We start from the raw sequence: 18502 nt of genomic DNA on the forward strand, positions 1-18502 counted from the left end.
GTGACAGCAGTACCGAGAGACAATCCCTAACCGGATAGAGGAGAGGCCAAAATGGCATTGAAACCGCTGCAAGACCGCGTGTTGGTTCGCCGTGTAGAATCCGAGGAAAAGACCGCTGGCGGTCTGATCATCCCCGAAAGCGCGAAAGAAAAGCCCTCTGAGGGTGAAGTTGTTGCCTGCGGCGACGGCGCCCGGAAAGACTCTGGCGAGTTGATCGAGATGTCGGTGAAAACCGGCGATCGCATCCTGTTCGGCAAATGGTCCGGCACGGAAGTGACGCTCGAAGGCGAAGAGCTTCTGATGATGAAGGAATCGGACATCTTGGGCATCATCACCTAAGTCGTTTGCCCGGCGCAAACATTCCGATCCCCGAAAAACACATCGAATTTTAAGGAGACGCCATCATGGCAAAAGACGTCCGTTTTGATACCGACGCCCGCAATCGTATGCTGAAGGGTGTGAACATCCTCGCTGATGCGGTCAAAGTCACGCTCGGCCCCAAAGGCCGTAACGTGGTTATCGACAAATCCTTCGGCGCCCCGCGCATCACGAAGGACGGTGTATCTGTCGCCAAAGAGATCGAGCTGGAAGACAAGTTCGAGAACATGGGCGCACAGATGGTTAAGGAAGTTGCTTCCCGCACCAACGACGAAGCCGGTGACGGCACAACGACGGCAACGGTTCTGGCCCAAGCCATCGTTAAAGAGGGCATGAAGTCGGTTGCGGCTGGCATGAACCCAATGGACCTCAAGCGCGGCATCGACATGGCTGTTGCCAAAGTCATCGCCGAAATCCAAGCGTCCGCGCGTGAAGTCGCTGATTCCGACGAAGTTGCTCAGGTCGGCACGATCTCTGCCAACGGTGAAGCCGAAATCGGTCGTCAGATCGCTGATGCGATGCAGAAAGTCGGCAACGACGGCGTCATCACTGTGGAAGAAAACAAAGGTCTCGAAACCGAGACCGATGTTGTCGAAGGCATGCAGTTCGACCGTGGCTACCTGTCGCCTTACTTCGTGACCAACCCCGACAAGATGGTTGCTGAGCTGGAAGACTGCTTGATCTTGCTGCACGAGAAGAAACTCTCTTCCCTCCAGCCAATGGTTCCGCTTCTGGAAACTGTTATCCAGTCCGGCAAGCCTCTGCTGATCATCGCCGAAGATGTTGAGGGCGAAGCCCTTGCAACGCTGGTTGTGAACAAGCTGCGTGGCGGCCTGAAAATCGCTGCTGTCAAAGCGCCCGGCTTCGGTGATCGTCGTAAGGCGATGCTGCAAGACATCGCGATTTTGACCGGTGGTCAGGTTATCGCAGAAGACCTCGGCATGAAGCTGGAGTCGGTGACGATGGACATGCTCGGCACAGCCAAGCGTCTGACGATCACGAAAGACGAGACCACAATCATCGACGGCAACGGCTCTTCCGCCGAGATCGAAGCGCGCGTTGCTCAGATCCGCCAGCAGATCGAAGAAAGCACCTCCGATTACGACCGTGAGAAGCTGCAAGAGCGTGTGGCCAAACTGGCCGGCGGTGTTGCCGTTATCAAGGTCGGCGGCATGTCCGAAATCGAAGTGAAAGAGCGTAAAGACCGCGTCGACGACGCCCTGAACGCAACCCGTGCCGCTGTCCAAGAGGGCATCGTTGTGGGTGGTGGTGTTGCGCTGATCCAAGGTGGCAAGGCTCTGGAAGGTCTGACCGGTGTCAACGCCGATCAAAACGCAGGTATCTCCATCGTGCGCCGCGCACTGGAAGCGCCTCTGCGTCAGATCGCCGAGAACTCCGGCGTCGACGGTTCGGTTGTTGCGGGCAAAATCCGCGAATCCGAAGACAAAGCCTTCGGCTTCAACGCTCAGACCGAAGAATATGGCGACATGTTCAAGTTCGGCGTGATCGACCCGGCCAAAGTTGTCCGTACGGCGCTGCAAGACGCGGCATCTGTCGCTGGCCTGCTGATCACCACGGAAGCCATGATCGCCGACAAGCCGTCGAAAGACGGCGGCGGCGCCCCTGCAATGCCCGACATGGGCGGCATGGGCGGCATGATGTAAGGCGACTTTGCTTTAACAAAGTCTGCCACAACGGCAGTGCAAAGGCCCCCTCGTGGGGCCTTTGTCACGTCTACGGCATTGCTCTTTTCTTTTACCGCGCCTGCTGACAGAAAACCCCATGCCCCACGCGCCCCTTTCCATTACGTTTCAAAATGCTCAGGTTCTCAGGACCGATGGGCTTGAGGTGGCTGATCTTTCGACCTCGAAGGGGCTTATCGGCACGAAGGCCTCCCGCACCGTTGATGCCGCGGGCTACATGATCCTGCCGGGCATTGTCGATCTGCATGGCGACGGGTTTGAACACCACATGGCGCCCCGTCGTGGGGCGCAGTCGGACCCCGCCCTTGGCCTTCGCGCGGTCGAGGCAGAGTTGGCGGCCAACGGCATTACTACCGCCATGCTGGCGCAGTTTTTCTCGTGGGAAGGCGGGATGCGGGGGCCGGATTTTGCCCAAACGCTGGTGCGTGCGGTGGCGGATTATCAGGCGACGACGGACCTGCACATCCAACTGCGGCTGGAGGTGGCGATTTCGGACCTTTTCACCCGCGCCGCCGCATTGATCGCGGAAGGGGGCATCCGTTACGTGGTGCTGAACGATCACCTTCCCCACAAGGCTTTGGCTGCCGGAAAGCGCCCGCCTCGGCTGACCGGGCAGGCGCTGAAGTCGGGGCGCTCCCCCGAGGCGCATCTGGCAATGCTGCAAGAGCTTCATGAAAACATGCCTCGCGCTGAAATAGCCGTTGCCGCGCTGACGGCAGAGCTGAGGGCGGCTCATGTGCGCATCGGCAGCCACGATGATCGCACCGCGAGTGATCGCACCCGCAACCGGGCCCTGGGCGCAGACATATGCGAGTTCCCCGAAACGCTTGCGGCGGCGGAGGCGGCACATGAGGCCGGAGAGCCGATTATCATGGGCGCTCCCAATGTCGTGCGCGGCGGATCACACGATAAGAAGATCGCGGCAAAAGATTTGATTTTAAAGGGTTGGGTGACGGCTTTGGTATCGGATTACCATTACCCCTCACTGCATCGGGCGGCGCTGAAACTTTGGGATGATGGGATGGAGTTGCCGCAGGCTTGGGGGTTGATCTCTGCCGGGCCGGCACGGGTGATGGGATGGAAGGACAGGGGCCAATTGGTGCCCGGGCTGCGCGCTGATCTGGTGGTGATGCACGCAGAGACCCGCCGGATCGAGGGTGTGATCTGTGGCGGGCGCGTGACGCATTTGACCGGTGAACTTGCAACAAGAATGGTGGGCTGACGTGCGATTTATGCTTCTGGTGTGCGTGGTCCTTGTGGCCTTCGCGGCGAACTCGATCCTCAATAGGATGGCGGTGGGTGGCGCAGAGATTGACGCGCTGTTGTTCGCCTTGGTCCGCGCCTTCGCCGGGGCGGTAATGCTGACCGTTCTGGTCTTGGCTCGGCGGCGCGGCCTGCCGGTGTTTCGCGCAGCCCGGATCGTGGGGGCGGGCAGCCTTACGCTTTATCTTGTTGGCTTTTCAATTGCTTACGTGCAGATGGATGCGGGGCTTGGGGCCTTGATCCTGTTCGGTGGCGTTCAGGTCACCATGTTTGCCGGGTCGTTGTTTGAGGGCGAACGCCCGCCGCTGCGCCGCTGGATCGGGGCCGCACTGGCCCTAGCGGGCCTGACGTGGTTGAGCTGGCCCACGGGACCGACGGCTCTTCCGGCGGTTGCCGTCATCGCCATGTTGGTGGCAGCGGTGGGGTGGGGGATCTACAGCCTCGCGGGGCGTCGCGCGCTAGACCCGATGGCCGAGACGGGGGCGAATTTCATTTGGTCGGTGCCGCCATTGTTGTTGCTGACGATGCTGCGTCCTGCCCAGATTGATGGGGTAGAGACGACGCCGTTAGGCTTTGCCTTGGCGATTGTGGCGGGGGCTGTAACCTCGGGGCTTGGCTATGCGCTTTGGTATTCGGTTTTGCCGCGTCTTGGGGGATCGACCTCGGCGCTGCTGCAACTGACGGTGCCGATCATCGCTATGGCCGCAGGCGTGGCGCTATTGGACGAGGTGGTGACATGGCGCATGTTGGGGGCCGGTTTGGTCACCTTGGGGGGCATTGCTTACGGCCTTGGCCTGTTTCAGCGGATGGCGAGTTCCAAGGGATCGTAGTAGAAGCCGCCGTCCCAAGCGATGCGTTCCAAGCTATCGGGTTTCACGCGAATGCTGGCCATTTCGGCCCGTGACACGAGGCGGCGTTTGGTGACGATGCCTTCCGGATCGGTCCAGGCCTGCAAGGGGTCGCCCGAGATCAGGGTGACGCGGAAATAGACATCGACTTGGTGGAAGTGGCGGCGCGGGTCGTGGAATTCATTCACGAGGCAAGGCGCCCCGACGGCAATTTCCAGCCCGGTTTCCTCCTGAAATTCTCGCTTCAGGTTGTCCTCAAGGGAGTGATGGGGATCGGCCCCACCGCCGGGCGCACACATCAGATCGGACTTCGCCTCCGGCCAGGCATTCACCAAAAGGAGGCGGTCATCGACCATCAGGAGGCCGCGGACAGCCATGCGAATGGGGCGCTTGGAGGCGGGATTGGACATGGTCAGAACCTGACGGGGCGCGACAAGAAGGGCAAGCCCCTCGTATGGGGGCGCATGTTGGCCTATCTAGGGACTATGCGTTTGGTGATTTTCCTTTTGGCAGCAGTTTTTCTGACTGCCCCGGCACGGGCTGATTGCGTGGTTTTGCTGCACGGGTTGGCGCGTAGCGAGACCTCTTTGCTTGTATTGGAAGAGCGGCTGGAGGCGGTTGGCTATCAGGTCGAGAACCGCAGCTACCCTTCTACTCGGGCGACGATTGCGGAACTGGCGGACGACACGATTCCGCCCGCCTTGGCGCGGTGCGGCATGCAGAGGGTGCATTTTGTGACCCATTCCATGGGCGGCATTCTGGCGCGCTATTGGTTGGGCGAGCACCGGACGCCGTTTTTGGGCCGAGTGGTCATGTTGGCCCCGCCCAATGGCGGCTCGGAATTGGTGGATGTGTTCGGACCGCTGGAGCCGTTTGAGTGGCTCAACGGCCCGGCGGGGATGCAATTGGGAACGGACCCCACGGATTTGGTGAACCGGCTGGGGGATGTGGATTTTGATCTGGGGGTCATTGCCGGAAACCGGACGTTGAACCCGTTCTACTCCGCCCTGATCCCCGGCCCCGATGATGGCAAAGTGGGGGTGGACAGCACAGAGGTGGACGGCATGGCCGACCATATCGTGCTGCCGGTGACCCATACGTTCATGATGAACAGCCCCCTGGTGATCGCGCAGGTGGAGGCGTTTCTGGAGACGGGGGCGTTCGATCACGAGTTGAGCGTGATCGGCGCGATCGGGGAGTTGATCGAGTAGGGGTGTTCGGTGCGGGGCGTTTTGCCGTTAGGTTTGCGAGGGGGGAAAGCGCCGGATTGAGTTGTATGGGCCAAGGTGAAGGGGGGAGCGGTGTGGCCCCCTTTTAGGCGGGGCCTGTGACGCGGTTGATGTGGGCCATTTTGCGACCCGGGCGGGTTTCGGTCTTACCGTAGAGGTGGACTTGCACACCCTTTTCGCCCGCGAGGGACGTGGCGCGGGAGATGTCATCGCCGATGAGGTTTTCCATGGTGACATTGGCGTGGCGGCTGCCATCGCCGAGGGGCCAGCCGGTGACGGCGCGGATGTGTTGTTCAAACTGGTCCACGGCGCAGCCCGCCTGGGTCCAGTGGCCTGAATTGTGCACGCGCGGCGCGATCTCATTCACGACAAGGCCTTGGGGGGTGACGAAGAGCTCGACGCCCATGACGCCGACGTAATCGAGCGCGTTGAGGATTTGCGAGGCGATGAGGACCGCGTCCATGCGCAGGCCGGGGGCGATGGCAGCGGGGACGGTGGTTGTATCGAGTATACCGTCTTTGTGGAGGTTTTCGCCGGGATCGAAGGCGGCGACGGAGCCATCCTGACCACGGGCCGCAATGACGCTGATTTCCTTGGAGAAATTAACGAATCCTTCAGCGATGGCGGGGGCGTCTTGCAGGGTGGCGAGGGCGCTTTCGGCCTCGGAGAGCTCCATGACGCGGGCCTGGCCTTTGCCATCGTAGCCGAAGCGGCGGGTTTTCAGGATCGCCGGGGTGCCGGTGGTTTCCAGAACCGTCAGGATATCGCCACTGACAGGCGCATAGGGGGCGGTTTTCAGGCCCAGATCACGCAGGAAGGCTTTCTCGATCAAGCGGTCCTGGCTGGTCTCCAGCGCCCGGCGATCGGGGAAGAGGGGCGTGGTGGCGGAGATCACGTCGAGCGCGTCAGCGGGGATGTTCTCAAACTCGAAGGTGATGACATCGCAGGCCTCGGCAAAGGTGCGCAGGGCGTCGAGATCATCATAGCTGGCTTGGGTCCAGGCGTGGGCCACATCGGCGGCGGGGGCGGCGCCGGGCTCGAATATATGGGCTTTGTAGCCGAGGTTCGCGGCGGCCATGGCCAGCATACGGCCCAATTGGCCACCGCCAAGGATGCCGATGGTGGCGCCTGTGGGAAGGGGATCAGTCATCGCTTGGCACCTCGGGGATGGAGGCGCTTAGGTCGGCGCGCCATTGGTCAAGGCGGGCGGCAAGGTCCGCGTCTTCATTGGCAAGGATCGCGGCCGCCATCAGACCCGCGTTGGCCGCGCCCGCGGCACCGATGGCCATGGTCGCCACGGGGTAGCCCTTGGGCATCTGCAAGATGGAATAGAGGCTATCGACGCCGGAAAGCGCACGTGTCTGCACCGGAACTCCGATCACGGGCACACGGGTTTTCGACGCCACCATGCCGGGCAAATGCGCCGCCCCGCCTGCGCCTGCGATGATCGCCTTCAGGCCCGCGTCGACAGCGCCTTTGCCGAAATCCCACAGCCTGTCGGGCGTGCGGTGAGCCGAGACGATCTTTGCCTCAAAGGGCACGCCCAAGGCATCAAGAATATCGGCGGCTTCCCGCATTGTGGGCCAATCGGATTGAGACCCCATGATGATCGCGACCTGAACCATAATCTCTCCGCCTTTGGCCCTGAAGGAGCGCGCACTATACGGGTCGCGCGGAGGGGCTCAAGCGATGATATCGGGGGTGAGTTCATCTTCGACACGCGAAATGCGGTCTTTCAGCTTCAACTTCTGGGTTTTCAGCCGTTTCAGGGTTAATTGATCGGGGTTTACCGATTGCTGCAACGCGTCAATTGCATCGTCCAGATCGCGGTGTTCGCGGCGCAAAACGCGCAACTGCACGGCCAAGACGTCCTCGTGGTTCATCTCTGATGGCGCGTTCATCGGCGGCTTTCCCTGATTCCGACCCCTAACTTAGCGCCTATACCGGTGCGCTCCAAGCCTCTCGGGCTTGAAGGGCGCGCCTTTGGCCCCCATATTTCCTGCAACGGGGCTCTGCCGAATGCGGGGGGCCTGACCGTGCCGCAGATCGCTTGTCTTAAGGATGTGCCTGAAATGACGAAACTGACCCTTGCGACCCACCCCTATCTGTTGGGGTTTGACCAGCTGGAACGGCTGGTGGAACGGACTGCCAAATCCGGGAATGAGGGCTATCCGCCCTATAATATCGAACAACGCGGCGAGAATGCTTACCGTATCACGCTGGCCGTTGCGGGCTTTGCCGAGGATGATCTTTCGATCACCGTAGAGGACCGCCAACTGGTGATCCGGGGCAAACAGGGCGAGGCCAGCGCCGAGCGGGTGTTCCTGCACCGGGGCATCGCCACGCGCCAGTTCCAGCGCTCGTTCGTACTGGCAGACGGCGTAGATGTGGCGGGCGCGGCGATGGAGAACGGGCTTCTCCACGTCGATTTGACCCGCGTCGTGCCCGACAGCGTCGTGCAAACCATCAAGATCCAGACCAAAGGCGGGGAAAGCCGCCCGTTTAACACCGGAGGCGATAGCTAATGACTCAAGCAGATACACCGACGGAGCAAAAGATCGTCTACATCCGCAAAGTAGCGGTCGATGACCTGCCCGCAGAGGTGCAGGAGCAGGCCGAAGGCTTGAAGACGCTCTATGCGATTGGCGGCGAGGATGGCGAACATCTGGCCCTTGTGCGCGACCGTGAGCTGGCCTTTGTGGTTGCCCGCCAAAACGACATGACGCCCCTGAGCGTTCACTAGAAAATACTTGTGCCGCGCCTGCTGTCTTCATGGCGGTGGGCGAGGTTCTGGGCCCAAACCCCTAGCCGCGCGTGTCTTTTTCAGAGGGGTCGATTTCGCTTCTTTCGCGGCCCTCGCGCACGGCATTGACGTCGGCGCGGACTTTGTCGGCCCATTCGTCACGCAAAGATTGTACGCGCGCGACGTAAGCGGGGTTCTCGTGCGGGGGGACGCCTACCTGATGCACCTCTGCCACCGCCAACATTGCGCGGCGGTCATGGTCGTTGAAGACATCCACCATCGCTTGGGCCACGTCCTGGTCCTGCCCCATGGCCTGAAAGGCGGATCGCCCCATGCGCAGGGTGCTGTCGTAGGTTTCGCGGATGATATCGCGGCAGCCGTGGGCCCAAAGATCGTAGACGTGATCACGGTCTCTGGCGCGGGCAATGATGTGCAGATCGGGGTAGGTGGCGTGGGCGTATTTCACGATCTGGTTGATGCTTTCGCGGTCATCAATGGCAACGATCAGGACCTTGGCCTCGGCCAACCCGGCGGCAGCCAAAAGGTCGGGGCGGGTTGCATCGCCAAAGTAGTTTTTTACCCCGAACTTGGCCATGATCTCGAGCGTGCGAGAATTATAGTCGATCACTGTCGCCTTGTGCCCCGCAGCCTGCAACATCCGGTCGATCAGGCCGCCCACGCGGCCCGCGCCGGCGATGATGATCTTCACATCCTCGGGCATGGTGTCGGCCTCCCTCGCTTCCGAGGCGGAGTAGCGCGGCGCAATGACCCGGTCGTAAAGGATGAAAAGGGCTGGGGTCAGCAACATCGACAGGGCGACGACCAGCAGCAACAGGTCCGACAGGTCTTCGGGCAGAACGTTGTTGGCGACGGTGAAGGACAGCAGCACAAAACCGAACTCTCCGGCTTGGGCAAGGCTAAGCGCCATCAGCCATTTATCCGAGCCCTTGATGCGGAACACATAGGCCAGAACCATCAGGATCACCGCCTTCAAGGCCATCAACCCGAGGGTCATGGCCAAGACGACCCCAAGATTTTCGCCCAAAAGGGCAAAGTTCACGCCCGCGCCGACGGTCATGAAGAACAGGCCCAGAAGCAGGCCCCGGAACGGGTCGATGTCGGACTCCAACTCGTGGCGGTAAGCGGAATTGGCCAGAACGACGCCCGCAAGGAAGGTGCCAAGGGCAGGGGACAGGCCCACAAGCGACATCAGAAGGGCGATGCCGATGACCATCATCAGAGCGGTGGCGGTGAACAGCTCGCGCAGGTTGGCAACGGCGATGAAGCGAAACAGCGGCCCGGTCAGCAGAGAGCCCACAACCCCCACGAAACCCACCGCGCCAAGGGTCACAAGGGCGGTTTGCCAACCGTTCAGGCCGGACACGAGGCTCATGGCGCTGCCATGATCGCCGCCCGCGTGCTCCTCCGCGCCAAGCGCGTCCTCGCCGCTGTGCCCCGTGGTACTGTGGGCGGCATCAGCCCCCATGTCCGCCAGTTCCGGCATCGCTAAAAGCGGCAAAAGCGCCAACATCGGGATCACCGCGATATCTTGGGTCAACAGCACCGAGAAGCTGCCTTGCCCGCCGTCGGACTTCAGAAGCCCTTTCTCTCCAAGGGTTTGCAGCACGATCGCCGTGGACGACAGGGCGAAGACCAAGCCAATCGCGAGGCTGATCTGCCAAACCTGTCCCAGCGCCATCGCCACGCCCATCACCGCCAAAGTCGTCAGAACAACCTGCCCGCCGCCAAGCCCGATCAGGCGGGCGCGCATGTCCCATAGGGCCTTGGGTTGCAGCTCTAGCCCCACCAGAAACAGCATCATCACCACGCCGAATTCCGCGAAATGCTGGATCGAGATGACATCAACCCGCAAAAGGCTCAGCACCGGGGAAATCACGATCCCCGCGATCAGATAGCCAAGCACCGAGCCAAGGCCGAGGCGGCTGGCAATCGGCACGGAAATCACGCCCGCGATCAGAAAGATGAAGGAAAGGAGGAGGAAATCGGTCATGGCTGCGGTCCCGGTGCTGCGTGCCCATTAAGGGACGCGGTCACGAGTGGAAACGCAAGTGGCCTGTACCGGAGCTTACCGCTTTAACAAACGGGGACGATAATTTGGTCCAACTCCACCCGGACCCCACGGGCACGCAACTGCGCCACGACCTGTGCTTGGGCGGGGCCGATTTCAGCCGAGTTGCGGCTCAGCGAGACCTCTCGCAGGTTCGGCAAAGCCAACAGCGGCGCTAGTTCTATCCCGTCAGAAGACCGCAACTCCACCGTCTGCAACCCGCGATGGGCGCCAAGGGTGGCGAGGTCCAGATCGAGGGCCGAGGTGATGACCAACAACCGTTGCAGGCCGGGCATTTCCGCCACGAATGACAGGTCTTGCAGGGTGGAGGTGCCGACTGCCAGCTCTCTCAGGTTGTCCAGTTGCGCAATCGGGGCCAGGTTATCTGTCCCAAGATACTGGGCGTGCAACAGTTCCAGGTTGGGGAAGGCTGACAAGCCGCTCAGGTCTGTCACCGGGCTGCTCCCCATGTGCAGTTCGCGCAGTTGCGTCATGAAGGCAATGTCCGAGAGGTCGGAAAAGGCTGAGTAGCTGACCATCAACGATGTCACCTGCGGCGTCGCGGCCAGATCCGAATAGTCGCGCAGGCCCGCCCCGTCGAGGTTCAGGGTTGTGCAGGCCGATGCGACGCATTCCTCCAGCCGTTCCTGCCCAACAGCCGTTGCGTCGTAGCTGGGTTGGCAGGCCGCCAACGCCAAGAGGCACAGAGCGGTTAGGGGGGCGGGGTGGAACGATCTGAACATGGCGGCGCTTTCGGGAAAGGGACGAGGCTTTGGGTGAGCCTGCCCCCTTGGGACCGCTTGCCGCAATGGAGGAAAGCCTCCATTACATTTTCTGGGCGGCAGGTGTTTCGGCCCCCCGCCGAACATAAAGCCGAACCGCCTCTCCGAGGCTCCGCCCGTTCGCAGCTTAAAACGTCCACTGGACGTTTCATCGGGCGAAGCCCGATCCGCTGCTTACCCCCCGTCACGCCATCTGTTCGCCACCGGATAACGCCGATCCAACCAGAACGCTTTCTGGGTCAGACGCGCCCCCGGAGCGGCCTGGAAGCGTTTGTATTCGCTCAGGTAAATCAACCGCTCGATCTTGCGGACCCACTCGGCGTCGTAGCCCGCAGCGATCACTTCAGCGACGCTCAGATCCTTGTCGATCAGCATCTCCAGCATCACGTCCAGATCCGCATAGGGCGGCAGGCTGTCTTCGTCCTTCTGATCTTCCCTCAGTTCCGCCGTGGGCGGCTTGTCGATAACGCGGGGCGGGATGACTTCGCCCGCAGGGGCCAGCATCCAATCGCGATGCTCTCGGTTGCGCCAGCGGCAGGTCTCGAACACGCGGGTTTTGTAGAGGTCCTTGATCGGGTTATAGCCCCCCGCCATGTCGCCATAGATCGTGGCATAGCCCACCGCGACCTCGGATTTGTTGCCGGTTGTCAGCAGCATAGAGCCGAACTTGTTCGAAAGCGCCATCAGCATGACGCCCCGCAGGCGGCTTTGGATGTTTTCTTCGGTCACATCCTCTTCCCAGCCCTCAAACAGCGGCGCGAGGGATGCTGAAACCGCCTCACGCGCGGGCGTGATCGGGATCGTATCGAGCCGCACCCCCAAGCGTGCGGCCACATCGCGGGCATCATCAAGCGAGGTCTCAGAGGTGAAGCGCGACGGCAGCATGACGCAATGGACGTTCTCTGGGCCAATGGCATCGGCGGCGATACAGGCCACGATCGCGGAATCGATGCCGCCCGACAGGCCCAAAACCACCGATTTGAAGCCGGTCTTGCGCAGGTAATCGCCCAACGCCATGACCATGACGCGGTAATCGGCCTCGTATTCTCCGGGCAGACGCGCTTTTTCGCCCTCCTCGGCGGCCCATCCCTCATCGCCTCGGATGAATGCGACCTGTTCGAGCACCTCTTCAAACTGCGGCATCTGCACCGCCAACTTGCCGCCTCGGTTCAATACGAACGATCCGCCGTCGAAAACCTGATCGTCCTGGCCGCCAAGCAGGTTCAGATAGACCATTGGCAGACCCGTTTCCACGACGCGGGACACGATGACGGACTGGCGCAGTTCCATCTTGTTGCGGTGATAAGGCGACCCGTTGGGCGAAATCAGGATCTCAGCCCCGGATTCTTCCAATGTCTCGCAGACATCCTCAAACCACGCGTCCTCGCAAATCGGGAAACCAATGCGCACGCCATTGATGCTGACCGGGCCTTGGGGGTCGGCGCTGTGGTAATAGCGGACCTCGTCGAAGACGGCGTAATTGGGCAGGTGGTGCTTCAGGATCGTGGCGACGACCTTGCCGCCATCGCAAATGTAGTACGCGTTGTAAGGCTTGTCGCCGCCCCACATCGGGCCGCCGATGCCAAAGGCGGGCCCGTCGGCCAGCTCTGCCGCCAAACTGGCAATGATCCGCTGCACGTCTTCGGCAAAAGCTTGCTTCATCACCAGATCAAGCAATTGATACCCGGTGATAAACATCTCTGGAAACGCAAGGAAATCACTGCCCTCGGCCTTGGCCGCTACGAAAGCCCTGCGAACAAGCTCGGCGTTGCCCTGAAGGTCGCCAAGGGTGGGGTTAAGCTGTGCCAAAGTCAGGCGAAAGGTGTCGGCCATGGTGCCTCCTCATCGGATGTTGCGCCTGTCATATCAGGTTGGCGCCTGCGTCCAAGCGCCAAGCGTTGCACGAACAAGGTTAAAGACGTTGCGCGAAACCCCATCGTCACCTAGCTTTGCGGCTGAAATGAACAACATCTCCGGTTGAGGGGGGCGAGCAATGACGTCACGGATTTTGGGAAGCCCAGTAGTTTTGGCAGGTGTCGCCGCGATGATGATCGCAGGCAGCGCCATGGCGCAAGAAGCCGCGACGCCAGACGCCGCCGCCGGGGCCGAGACAACGACAGACATCCAGCAATACGACAACGGCGGAATTTACGAGGGTGAATTCCGCAACGGGGTCCAGCACGGCACCGGGACGTATCGCCTGCCTAACGGCTATGAATACACCGGCACTTGGGTGGATGGCGAAATCCGGGGCCAAGGCCGCGCCGTGTTCCCCGACCAGTCAATCTATGTCGGCGCTTTTGTCGCCGGGCGGCCCCAAGGCACCGGCACGATCACCTTTGCAGATGGCTCCACCTATGAGGGCGCTTGGGTCGAGGGCCGGATCGAGGGGCAGGGCACGGCCGTCTATTCCAACGGCGTGACCTATACCGGGGCCTTCCGTAACGCGCTTCACCACGGCGAGGGCGTGATGACCGGCCCCAACGGCTACCGCTACGAAGGCGATTGGGTCGATGGCGTCAAGCAGGGCAACGGCACGATCACCTATCCCGATGGCGCGACCTACACGGGCCAATTCGCGGGCGGGGTCCGGTCGGGCACCGGGCGGTTGGAAATGGCCGATGGCGTGATCTACGATGGCGCTTGGGCCGAGGGGCAGATCAACGGCGAAGGCACGCTGACGCAGCCCAACGGTGACGTCTATGTGGGCACGCTGGTGAATGGCCAACGCCAGGGCACAGGCCGTGTGACTTATGAAAACGGCGATGTGTACCAAGGCGCTTTTGCCGCCGATCGCCGCCACGGCGCGGGCACCTTCACCGGGACTGATGGCTATGTCTACACCGGCAATTGGGTCGAGGGCCGCATTGAGGGTGAGGGCACCGTCACCTACCCCGATGGCTCGGTTTACACCGGGATGTTCCGCAATGACCTCGCCCATGGGCAAGGCACAATCACCTACCCCGATGGCGCGTCTTATGTCGGCGCTTGGGTCGATGGGGTGATCCAGGGGGCAGGCGTGGCGACCTATGCCAACGGGCTCGTCTACGATGGCCAATTCCTCAACGCCCGCCAGCACGGCCAAGGCACGATGAGCCACCCAGACGGCTACCGCTATCAGGGCCAGTGGGAGGACGGCTTGCGCCACGGGCAAGGCCGCGCCACCTATGCCGACGGCACCACCTACGAGGGCACATTCGCCGCCGGTCAACGGGCCGGGCAGGGCACATTAACTATGCCCGATGGCTTCACCTACACCGGCGCTTGGGCTGATGGAGAGATCAACGGCGCAGGCACCGCGACCTATTCCAACGGCGATGTCTATGTCGGTACATTCGTGAACGGCAGGCGGCAGGGCGACGGTACAATGACCTATGCCACAGGTGAAGTGCTTGAAGGCGCTTGGGAAAATGGCCTGCCCTCCGGCGGAGGTGAAGACGCCCCCGCCCCCGCCGAAACGCCCGACACCGCCGAGGTGGAGCCGGGCGCGGATGATCCGACCGATACCGATAACTAGGGGGTAGCGCCCCCGCTTGGGTCGCGCCGCCGACTGGCGTGTGTGGCACGGCGTCTTGTCTTCAGGAATCTTGGAACTTCGCACGGCCTCATTCGTTTCCTCTTTACCGCAACCGAAGAAGGAGACGTACAATGGCACTCGACAGCTATGAAACTAATCCACTGGTCAGTTCAGCCGATGTGAACGGCACCACGGTCTACGGCCTTGGCGGCGAAAAGGTCGGAGAGATCGATCACCTGATGATCGACAAGAAGTCCGGCAACGTGTCTTACGCCGTGATGGGCTTTGGCGGCTTTCTTGGGATGGGTGAGGAACATCACCCAATTCCGTGGAACAAACTGACATATGACACGTCCAAGAATGGCTATGTCACCGCGATTACTGAACAACAGCTAACCGGCGCACCGGAGCGGCCAAATGATTGGTATCGCAACCGGGACTGGGAAACGCGGACGCACGATTACTTCGCCGCTCCCTATTATTGGATCTGATAGCGCGGCGCTGAAACAAAACCGGCCCTTGGTGTTGCAAGGGCCGGTTCCTTTTAATTGGACGCTTCTCAGGCCTTGATCAGGCCCATGCTTTCCAGCTTCAGCAACACCTGTTGTGCGCAGTAATCGACGTCCATGCCTTCGGTATCCACAACCAGTTCGGCATTGGTGGGTGCTTCATAAGGGTCTGAAATCCCTGTGAATTCCTTGATCTTGCCCTCACGCGCCAGCTTGTACAGGCCCTTGCGGTCGCGGCGTTCGCATTCCTCCAACGAGGTCGCTACGTGGGTTTCCACAAACGCGCCGAACTGCTCGATCTCTTCGCGGACCGCGCGGCGAGTGGCCGTGTAGGGCGCGATGGGTGCACAAATCGCGATGCCGCCGTTCTTTGTGATTTCCGAGGCGACATAGCCAATCCGGCGGATGTTCAGATCGCGGTGCTCTTTGCTGAACCCCAGCTCGGACGACAGGTTTTTGCGCACCAGATCGCCATCCAGCAGGGTCACGGGACGCCCGCCCTGTTCCATCAGCTTCACCATGATCGCGTTGGCGATGGTGGATTTGCCCGAGCCGGAAAGCCCGGTGAAGAACACAGTGAAACCTTGCTGCGACCGCGGTGGAGAGGTGCGGCGAAGCTCTTTCACCACCTGCGGGAAGCTGAACCACTCAGGGATTTCCAGCCCTTCGCGCAGACGACGGCGCAGTTCCGTGCCCGAGATGTTCAGGATCGTGACGTTATCGCGGTCTGCAATCTCGTCATTCGGCTCGTATTGGGCGCGCTCCTGCACATAAACCATGTGCTTAAAGTCGACCATTTCGATGCCCATTTCCTCCTGATGCTCCCGGAACAATTCCTGCGCGTCATAGGGGCCGTAGAAATCTTCCCCGGCCGAGTTCTTGCCGGGGCCCGCGTGGTCGCGGCCCACGATGAAGTGGGTGCAGCCGTGGTTCTTGCGGATCAGACCGTGCCAAACGGCCTCCCGTGGGCCCGCCATACGCATGGCGAGGTTCAGCAAGCTCATCGAGGTCGTCGCGGCGGGGTATTGGTCCAGCACGGCCTCGTAGCAGCGCACGCGGGTGAAGTGATCCACGTCGCCCGGCTTGGTCATGCCCACAACGGGATGGATCAGCAGGTTGGCCTGTGCTTCTTTCGCGGCGCGGAACGTCAGTTCCTGATGGGCGCGGTGCAGGGGGTTGCGGGTCTGGAACGCCACAATCTTGCGCCAGCCGAGCTTGCGGAAATAGGCGCGCAGCTCATTGGGTGTGTCGCGACGGGCGCGGAAATCATAGTGTACCGGCTGTTGAATGCCGGTGATCGCGCCGCCCAGATAGATCGGGCCCGCAACGTTGTGCAGGTAGTTTACCGCCGGATGCGCAATGTCATCGGCGCCGTAGACCTTGGCCGCTTCCACGGCTTTGTTGGGCGTCCACTTGTCGCTGATCGACAAGATCGCAAGGATCACGCCTTCTGCGTCGCGCAGGGCGATGTCTTGGCCAGGTTCCACGTCCCCGGCGAACGCATCAGACACATCCAGCGTGATCGGCATCGGCCAAAGGGTGCCATCGGCGGTGCGCATGTTTTCGACCACACCGTTGTAGTCATCTTCGCCCATAAACCCTTTCAAAGGGTTAAAGCCGCCGTTCATCAGCAGTTCCAGGTCGCAAACCTGACGGGCGGTCAGATCCCAAGAGGGCAATTCAGCCGCTTCGATCTTTAGTTTCTGGGCGCTGTCGTAAGAGACATAAAGCTCCGGGATCGGAGCGTGGAGGGGGGCTGCCATGGTCGTAGTCCTATTTTTCGAAAGCTTTGGGGAAAGCGCCTTGCCGGTCAGTTCGGCGTGTAGCGCGTTGTATTCATTCAGTTTGCGGGCAAGGAACGTATCCACCAACCGCGATTTATGGGCCGCCCCGCGCGGGGTCAGCGCATAGCTGACCTTTTGACGCCGGTCGGGGCTGTCACTATCGTTGATCTGCACGAACCCGGCCTCGGTCACCGCACGCAACAGCGCGTTGAGCTTGCCGAGGCTGACGCCAAGCGCCTGTGCCGTCACCCGTTGCGATCCTTCTGGCGCGACATCGATCTGGCGCAGAAGGCGGAAGAGAAGGTCATCTTCCGGCAGGGTTACAGGGGCGGGGGAGGGCATTATTTTCGGGTCCAGTGTCTGTTCACGGATGAACGCATGCCACAGATGGCTGCCAAGTCAAAGAACTTTGTTCATCGGTGAACATAAAATTTTTCCCGAGTAACTTTGCGGCGCACCAAAGCCACGCCCGACGGGTATGTCGGGGCGGCTTGGGGCTATCTAGAAGCGAAATTCGTTAAGAATGTGGCAGGTTTCTCGGGAACTTACCGAAGATTGTATGCAACCCAAGGCGGGCAATGGGGGCAGGGCAAGCCCGCCCCGATACGCACAACCGCTTATTCAGCCGCATCCACGGGCGCGGCATAGGCACCTGCGTCGGCGGTCTCTTCGCCTTCCATCTCGGCCAGGAATTTCTCTGCATCCAGCGCCGCCATGCAGCCCATGCCCGCGCTCGTCACTGCTTGGCGATAGACGTGGTCGGTTAGATCGCCCGCCGCAAAAACACCGGGGATCGAGGTTCTCGTCGTCCCCGCCTGCACCTTCACGTAGCCGCCATTGTGCATCTCTAGCTGGTCTTTCACCAGCTCCGTTGCGGGCGCGTGGCCGATGGCGACGAAGAAGCCCTTGCAGGGAATTTCCGTGATTTCCCCTGTCTCTACGTGCTTGGCGCGCACCCCTTCGACGCCGCGCGGCTCGGACGTGCCGACCACTTCGTCGACCGAGTGGTTCCACAGAACCTCGACCTTGGGGTTCTTGAACAGGCGGTCTTGCATGATCTTTTCGGCCCGCAGACTGTCGCGGCGGTGGATCAGTGTGACCTTGCTGGCGAAATTCGTCAGGAACAGCGCCTCTTCCACGGCCGTGTTGCCGCCGCCGATCACCACAATCTCTTGACCGCGATAGAAGAAGCCGTCGCAGGTGGCGCAGGCCGATACGCCGAAGCCCTTGAAGTGTTCCTCGCTTGGCAGCCCCAACCACTTCGCCTGAGCGCCCGTTGCCAGAATAACCGAATCCGCCGTGTAGGTGGTGCCGCTGTCGCCTTGCGCCGTGAAAGGCCGCTTCGACAGATCGAGCGATTGGATGTGGTCGCCGATGATCTCGGTTCCCATTTCCTTGGCGTGCGCCTCCATGCGGACCATCAGATCGGGGCCCATCACGGAATTGTCGCCGGGCCAATTCTCCACATCCGTGGTGATCGTCAACTGGCCGCCGGGCTGAATGCCCTGCACCAAAATCGGTTCCAACATCGCGCGGCTGGCATAGACGCCGGCGGTATAGCCAGCGGGGCCGGAGCCGATGATAAGAAGGCGGGTGTGGCGGGTCTCGGACATGGGTTGGCTCTCCAGCGGCGGTGTGACCCCCGCGATATATCCCCCTCCGCGTCCCGTTTAAAGCC

General features: G+C 61.3%; 18 protein-coding genes. 9 read left to right on the forward strand and 9 right to left on the reverse strand.

Translation table 11 applies throughout. The features are described from left to right. Nucleotides 1-51 precede the first annotated feature (51 nt). The 4 genes from groES to K3728_05405 all read left to right on the forward strand — a co-directional run bounded on the left by groES (nt 52) and on the right by K3728_05405 (nt 4174). Complete coding sequence (gene groES / locus K3728_05390; GenBank protein ID UWQ96666.1) at nt 52-339, forward strand: co-chaperone GroES; 288 nt, start codon at nt 52-54, stop codon at nt 337-339. A 65-nt stretch (nt 340-404) separates the two neighbouring features. Next, nucleotides 405-2042 (forward strand): chaperonin GroEL, encoded by a 1638-nt coding sequence (gene groL, locus K3728_05395; protein UWQ96667.1) that lies wholly within the window; start codon nt 405-407, stop codon nt 2040-2042. Nucleotides 2043-2160: 118 nt separating this feature from the next. After that, complete coding sequence (locus K3728_05400; protein UWQ96668.1) at nt 2161-3303, forward strand: alpha-D-ribose 1-methylphosphonate 5-triphosphate diphosphatase; 1143 nt, start codon at nt 2161-2163, stop codon at nt 3301-3303. A gap of 1 nt (nt 3304) precedes the next feature. Continuing rightward, nucleotides 3305-4174: a DMT family transporter gene (locus K3728_05405; protein UWQ96669.1), complete on the forward strand. Its 870-nt coding sequence runs from the start codon at nt 3305-3307 to the stop codon at nt 4172-4174. On the opposite strand, the gene K3728_05410 is transcribed toward K3728_05405, so the two are convergent. Next, complete coding sequence (locus tag K3728_05410) at nt 4144-4602, reverse strand: NUDIX hydrolase (protein UWQ96670.1); 459 nt, start codon at nt 4600-4602, stop codon at nt 4144-4146. The two genes, K3728_05405 and K3728_05410, sit on opposite strands and share 31 nt — an antisense overlap. 75 nt (nt 4603-4677) lie before the next feature. Here K3728_05410 and K3728_05415 point away from each other — a divergent pair, with 75 nt between their 5' ends. After that, nucleotides 4678-5403, forward strand: coding sequence for an alpha/beta hydrolase (locus tag K3728_05415; protein UWQ97458.1), 726 nt, complete (start codon nt 4678-4680; stop codon nt 5401-5403). A gap of 103 nt (nt 5404-5506) precedes the next feature. Here the strand turns inward: K3728_05415 and K3728_05420 are convergent, their stop codons facing one another. Genes K3728_05420 through K3728_05430 form a run of 3 tightly spaced genes read right to left on the reverse strand, consistent with a single transcriptional unit; the run spans nt 5507 to nt 7322 of the window. Continuing rightward, on the reverse strand, nt 5507-6571 hold the full coding sequence (locus K3728_05420; GenBank protein UWQ96671.1) for a 5-(carboxyamino)imidazole ribonucleotide synthase: 1065 nt from the start codon (nt 6569-6571) through the stop codon (nt 5507-5509). Next, nucleotides 6564-7046 carry a 5-(carboxyamino)imidazole ribonucleotide mutase gene (purE, locus tag K3728_05425; GenBank protein UWQ96672.1) on the reverse strand — a complete coding sequence of 161 codons (483 nt, stop codon included), beginning with the start codon at nt 7044-7046 and terminating at the stop codon, nt 6564-6566. Before purE ends, K3728_05420 begins: the two co-directional genes overlap by 8 nt. A 57-nt stretch (nt 7047-7103) precedes the next feature. After that, nucleotides 7104-7322, reverse strand: coding sequence for a DUF465 domain-containing protein (locus K3728_05430; protein ID UWQ96673.1), 219 nt, complete (start codon nt 7320-7322; stop codon nt 7104-7106). Nucleotides 7323-7493: 171 nt separating this feature from the next. Here K3728_05430 and K3728_05435 point away from each other — a divergent pair, with 171 nt between their 5' ends. Further along, on the forward strand, nt 7494-7946 hold the full coding sequence (locus K3728_05435; protein ID UWQ96674.1) for an Hsp20 family protein: 453 nt from the start codon (nt 7494-7496) through the stop codon (nt 7944-7946). Continuing rightward, nucleotides 7946-8164 carry a DUF1150 domain-containing protein gene (locus K3728_05440; protein UWQ96675.1) on the forward strand — a complete coding sequence of 73 codons (219 nt, stop codon included), beginning with the start codon at nt 7946-7948 and terminating at the stop codon, nt 8162-8164. Before K3728_05435 ends, K3728_05440 begins: the two co-directional genes overlap by 1 nt. Nucleotides 8165-8225: 61 nt before the next feature. Here the strand turns inward: K3728_05440 and K3728_05445 are convergent, their stop codons facing one another. From K3728_05445 to K3728_05455, 3 genes are all read right to left on the reverse strand, one after another. Continuing rightward, complete coding sequence (locus tag K3728_05445; protein ID UWQ96676.1) at nt 8226-10175, reverse strand: cation:proton antiporter; 1950 nt, start codon at nt 10173-10175, stop codon at nt 8226-8228. Nucleotides 10176-10258: 83 nt separating this feature from the next. Continuing rightward, the gene (locus K3728_05450; GenBank protein UWQ96677.1) at nt 10259-10975 is read right to left on the reverse strand and encodes a hypothetical protein; all 717 of its coding nucleotides are present in this window, start codon (nt 10973-10975) and stop codon (nt 10259-10261) included. Between the two features lie 213 nt (nt 10976-11188). Next, nucleotides 11189-12847 (reverse strand): NAD+ synthase, encoded by a 1659-nt coding sequence (locus tag K3728_05455; protein UWQ96678.1) that lies wholly within the window; start codon nt 12845-12847, stop codon nt 11189-11191. Between the two features lie 160 nt (nt 12848-13007). Here K3728_05455 and K3728_05460 point away from each other — a divergent pair, with 160 nt between their 5' ends. After that, nucleotides 13008-14531 (forward strand): 2-isopropylmalate synthase, encoded by a 1524-nt coding sequence (locus tag K3728_05460; protein ID UWQ96679.1) that lies wholly within the window; start codon nt 13008-13010, stop codon nt 14529-14531. Nucleotides 14532-14662: 131 nt separating this feature from the next. Then, complete coding sequence (locus tag K3728_05465) at nt 14663-15022, forward strand: PRC-barrel domain-containing protein (GenBank protein UWQ96680.1); 360 nt, start codon at nt 14663-14665, stop codon at nt 15020-15022. A gap of 68 nt (nt 15023-15090) precedes the next feature. Here the strand turns inward: K3728_05465 and K3728_05470 are convergent, their stop codons facing one another. Both K3728_05470 and trxB read right to left on the reverse strand, forming a co-directional pair. Then, on the reverse strand, nt 15091-17166 hold the full coding sequence (locus K3728_05470; protein ID UWQ96681.1) for a bifunctional sulfate adenylyltransferase/adenylylsulfate kinase: 2076 nt from the start codon (nt 17164-17166) through the stop codon (nt 15091-15093). Between the two features lie 275 nt (nt 17167-17441). Further along, nucleotides 17442-18437, reverse strand: coding sequence for a thioredoxin-disulfide reductase (gene trxB, locus K3728_05475; GenBank protein UWQ96682.1), 996 nt, complete (start codon nt 18435-18437; stop codon nt 17442-17444). Nucleotides 18438-18502 lie beyond the last annotated feature (65 nt).

Source organism: Rhodobacteraceae bacterium M385 (assembly GCA_025141835.1).
Taxonomy (GTDB): Bacteria; Pseudomonadota; Alphaproteobacteria; order Rhodobacterales; family Rhodobacteraceae; genus Gymnodinialimonas.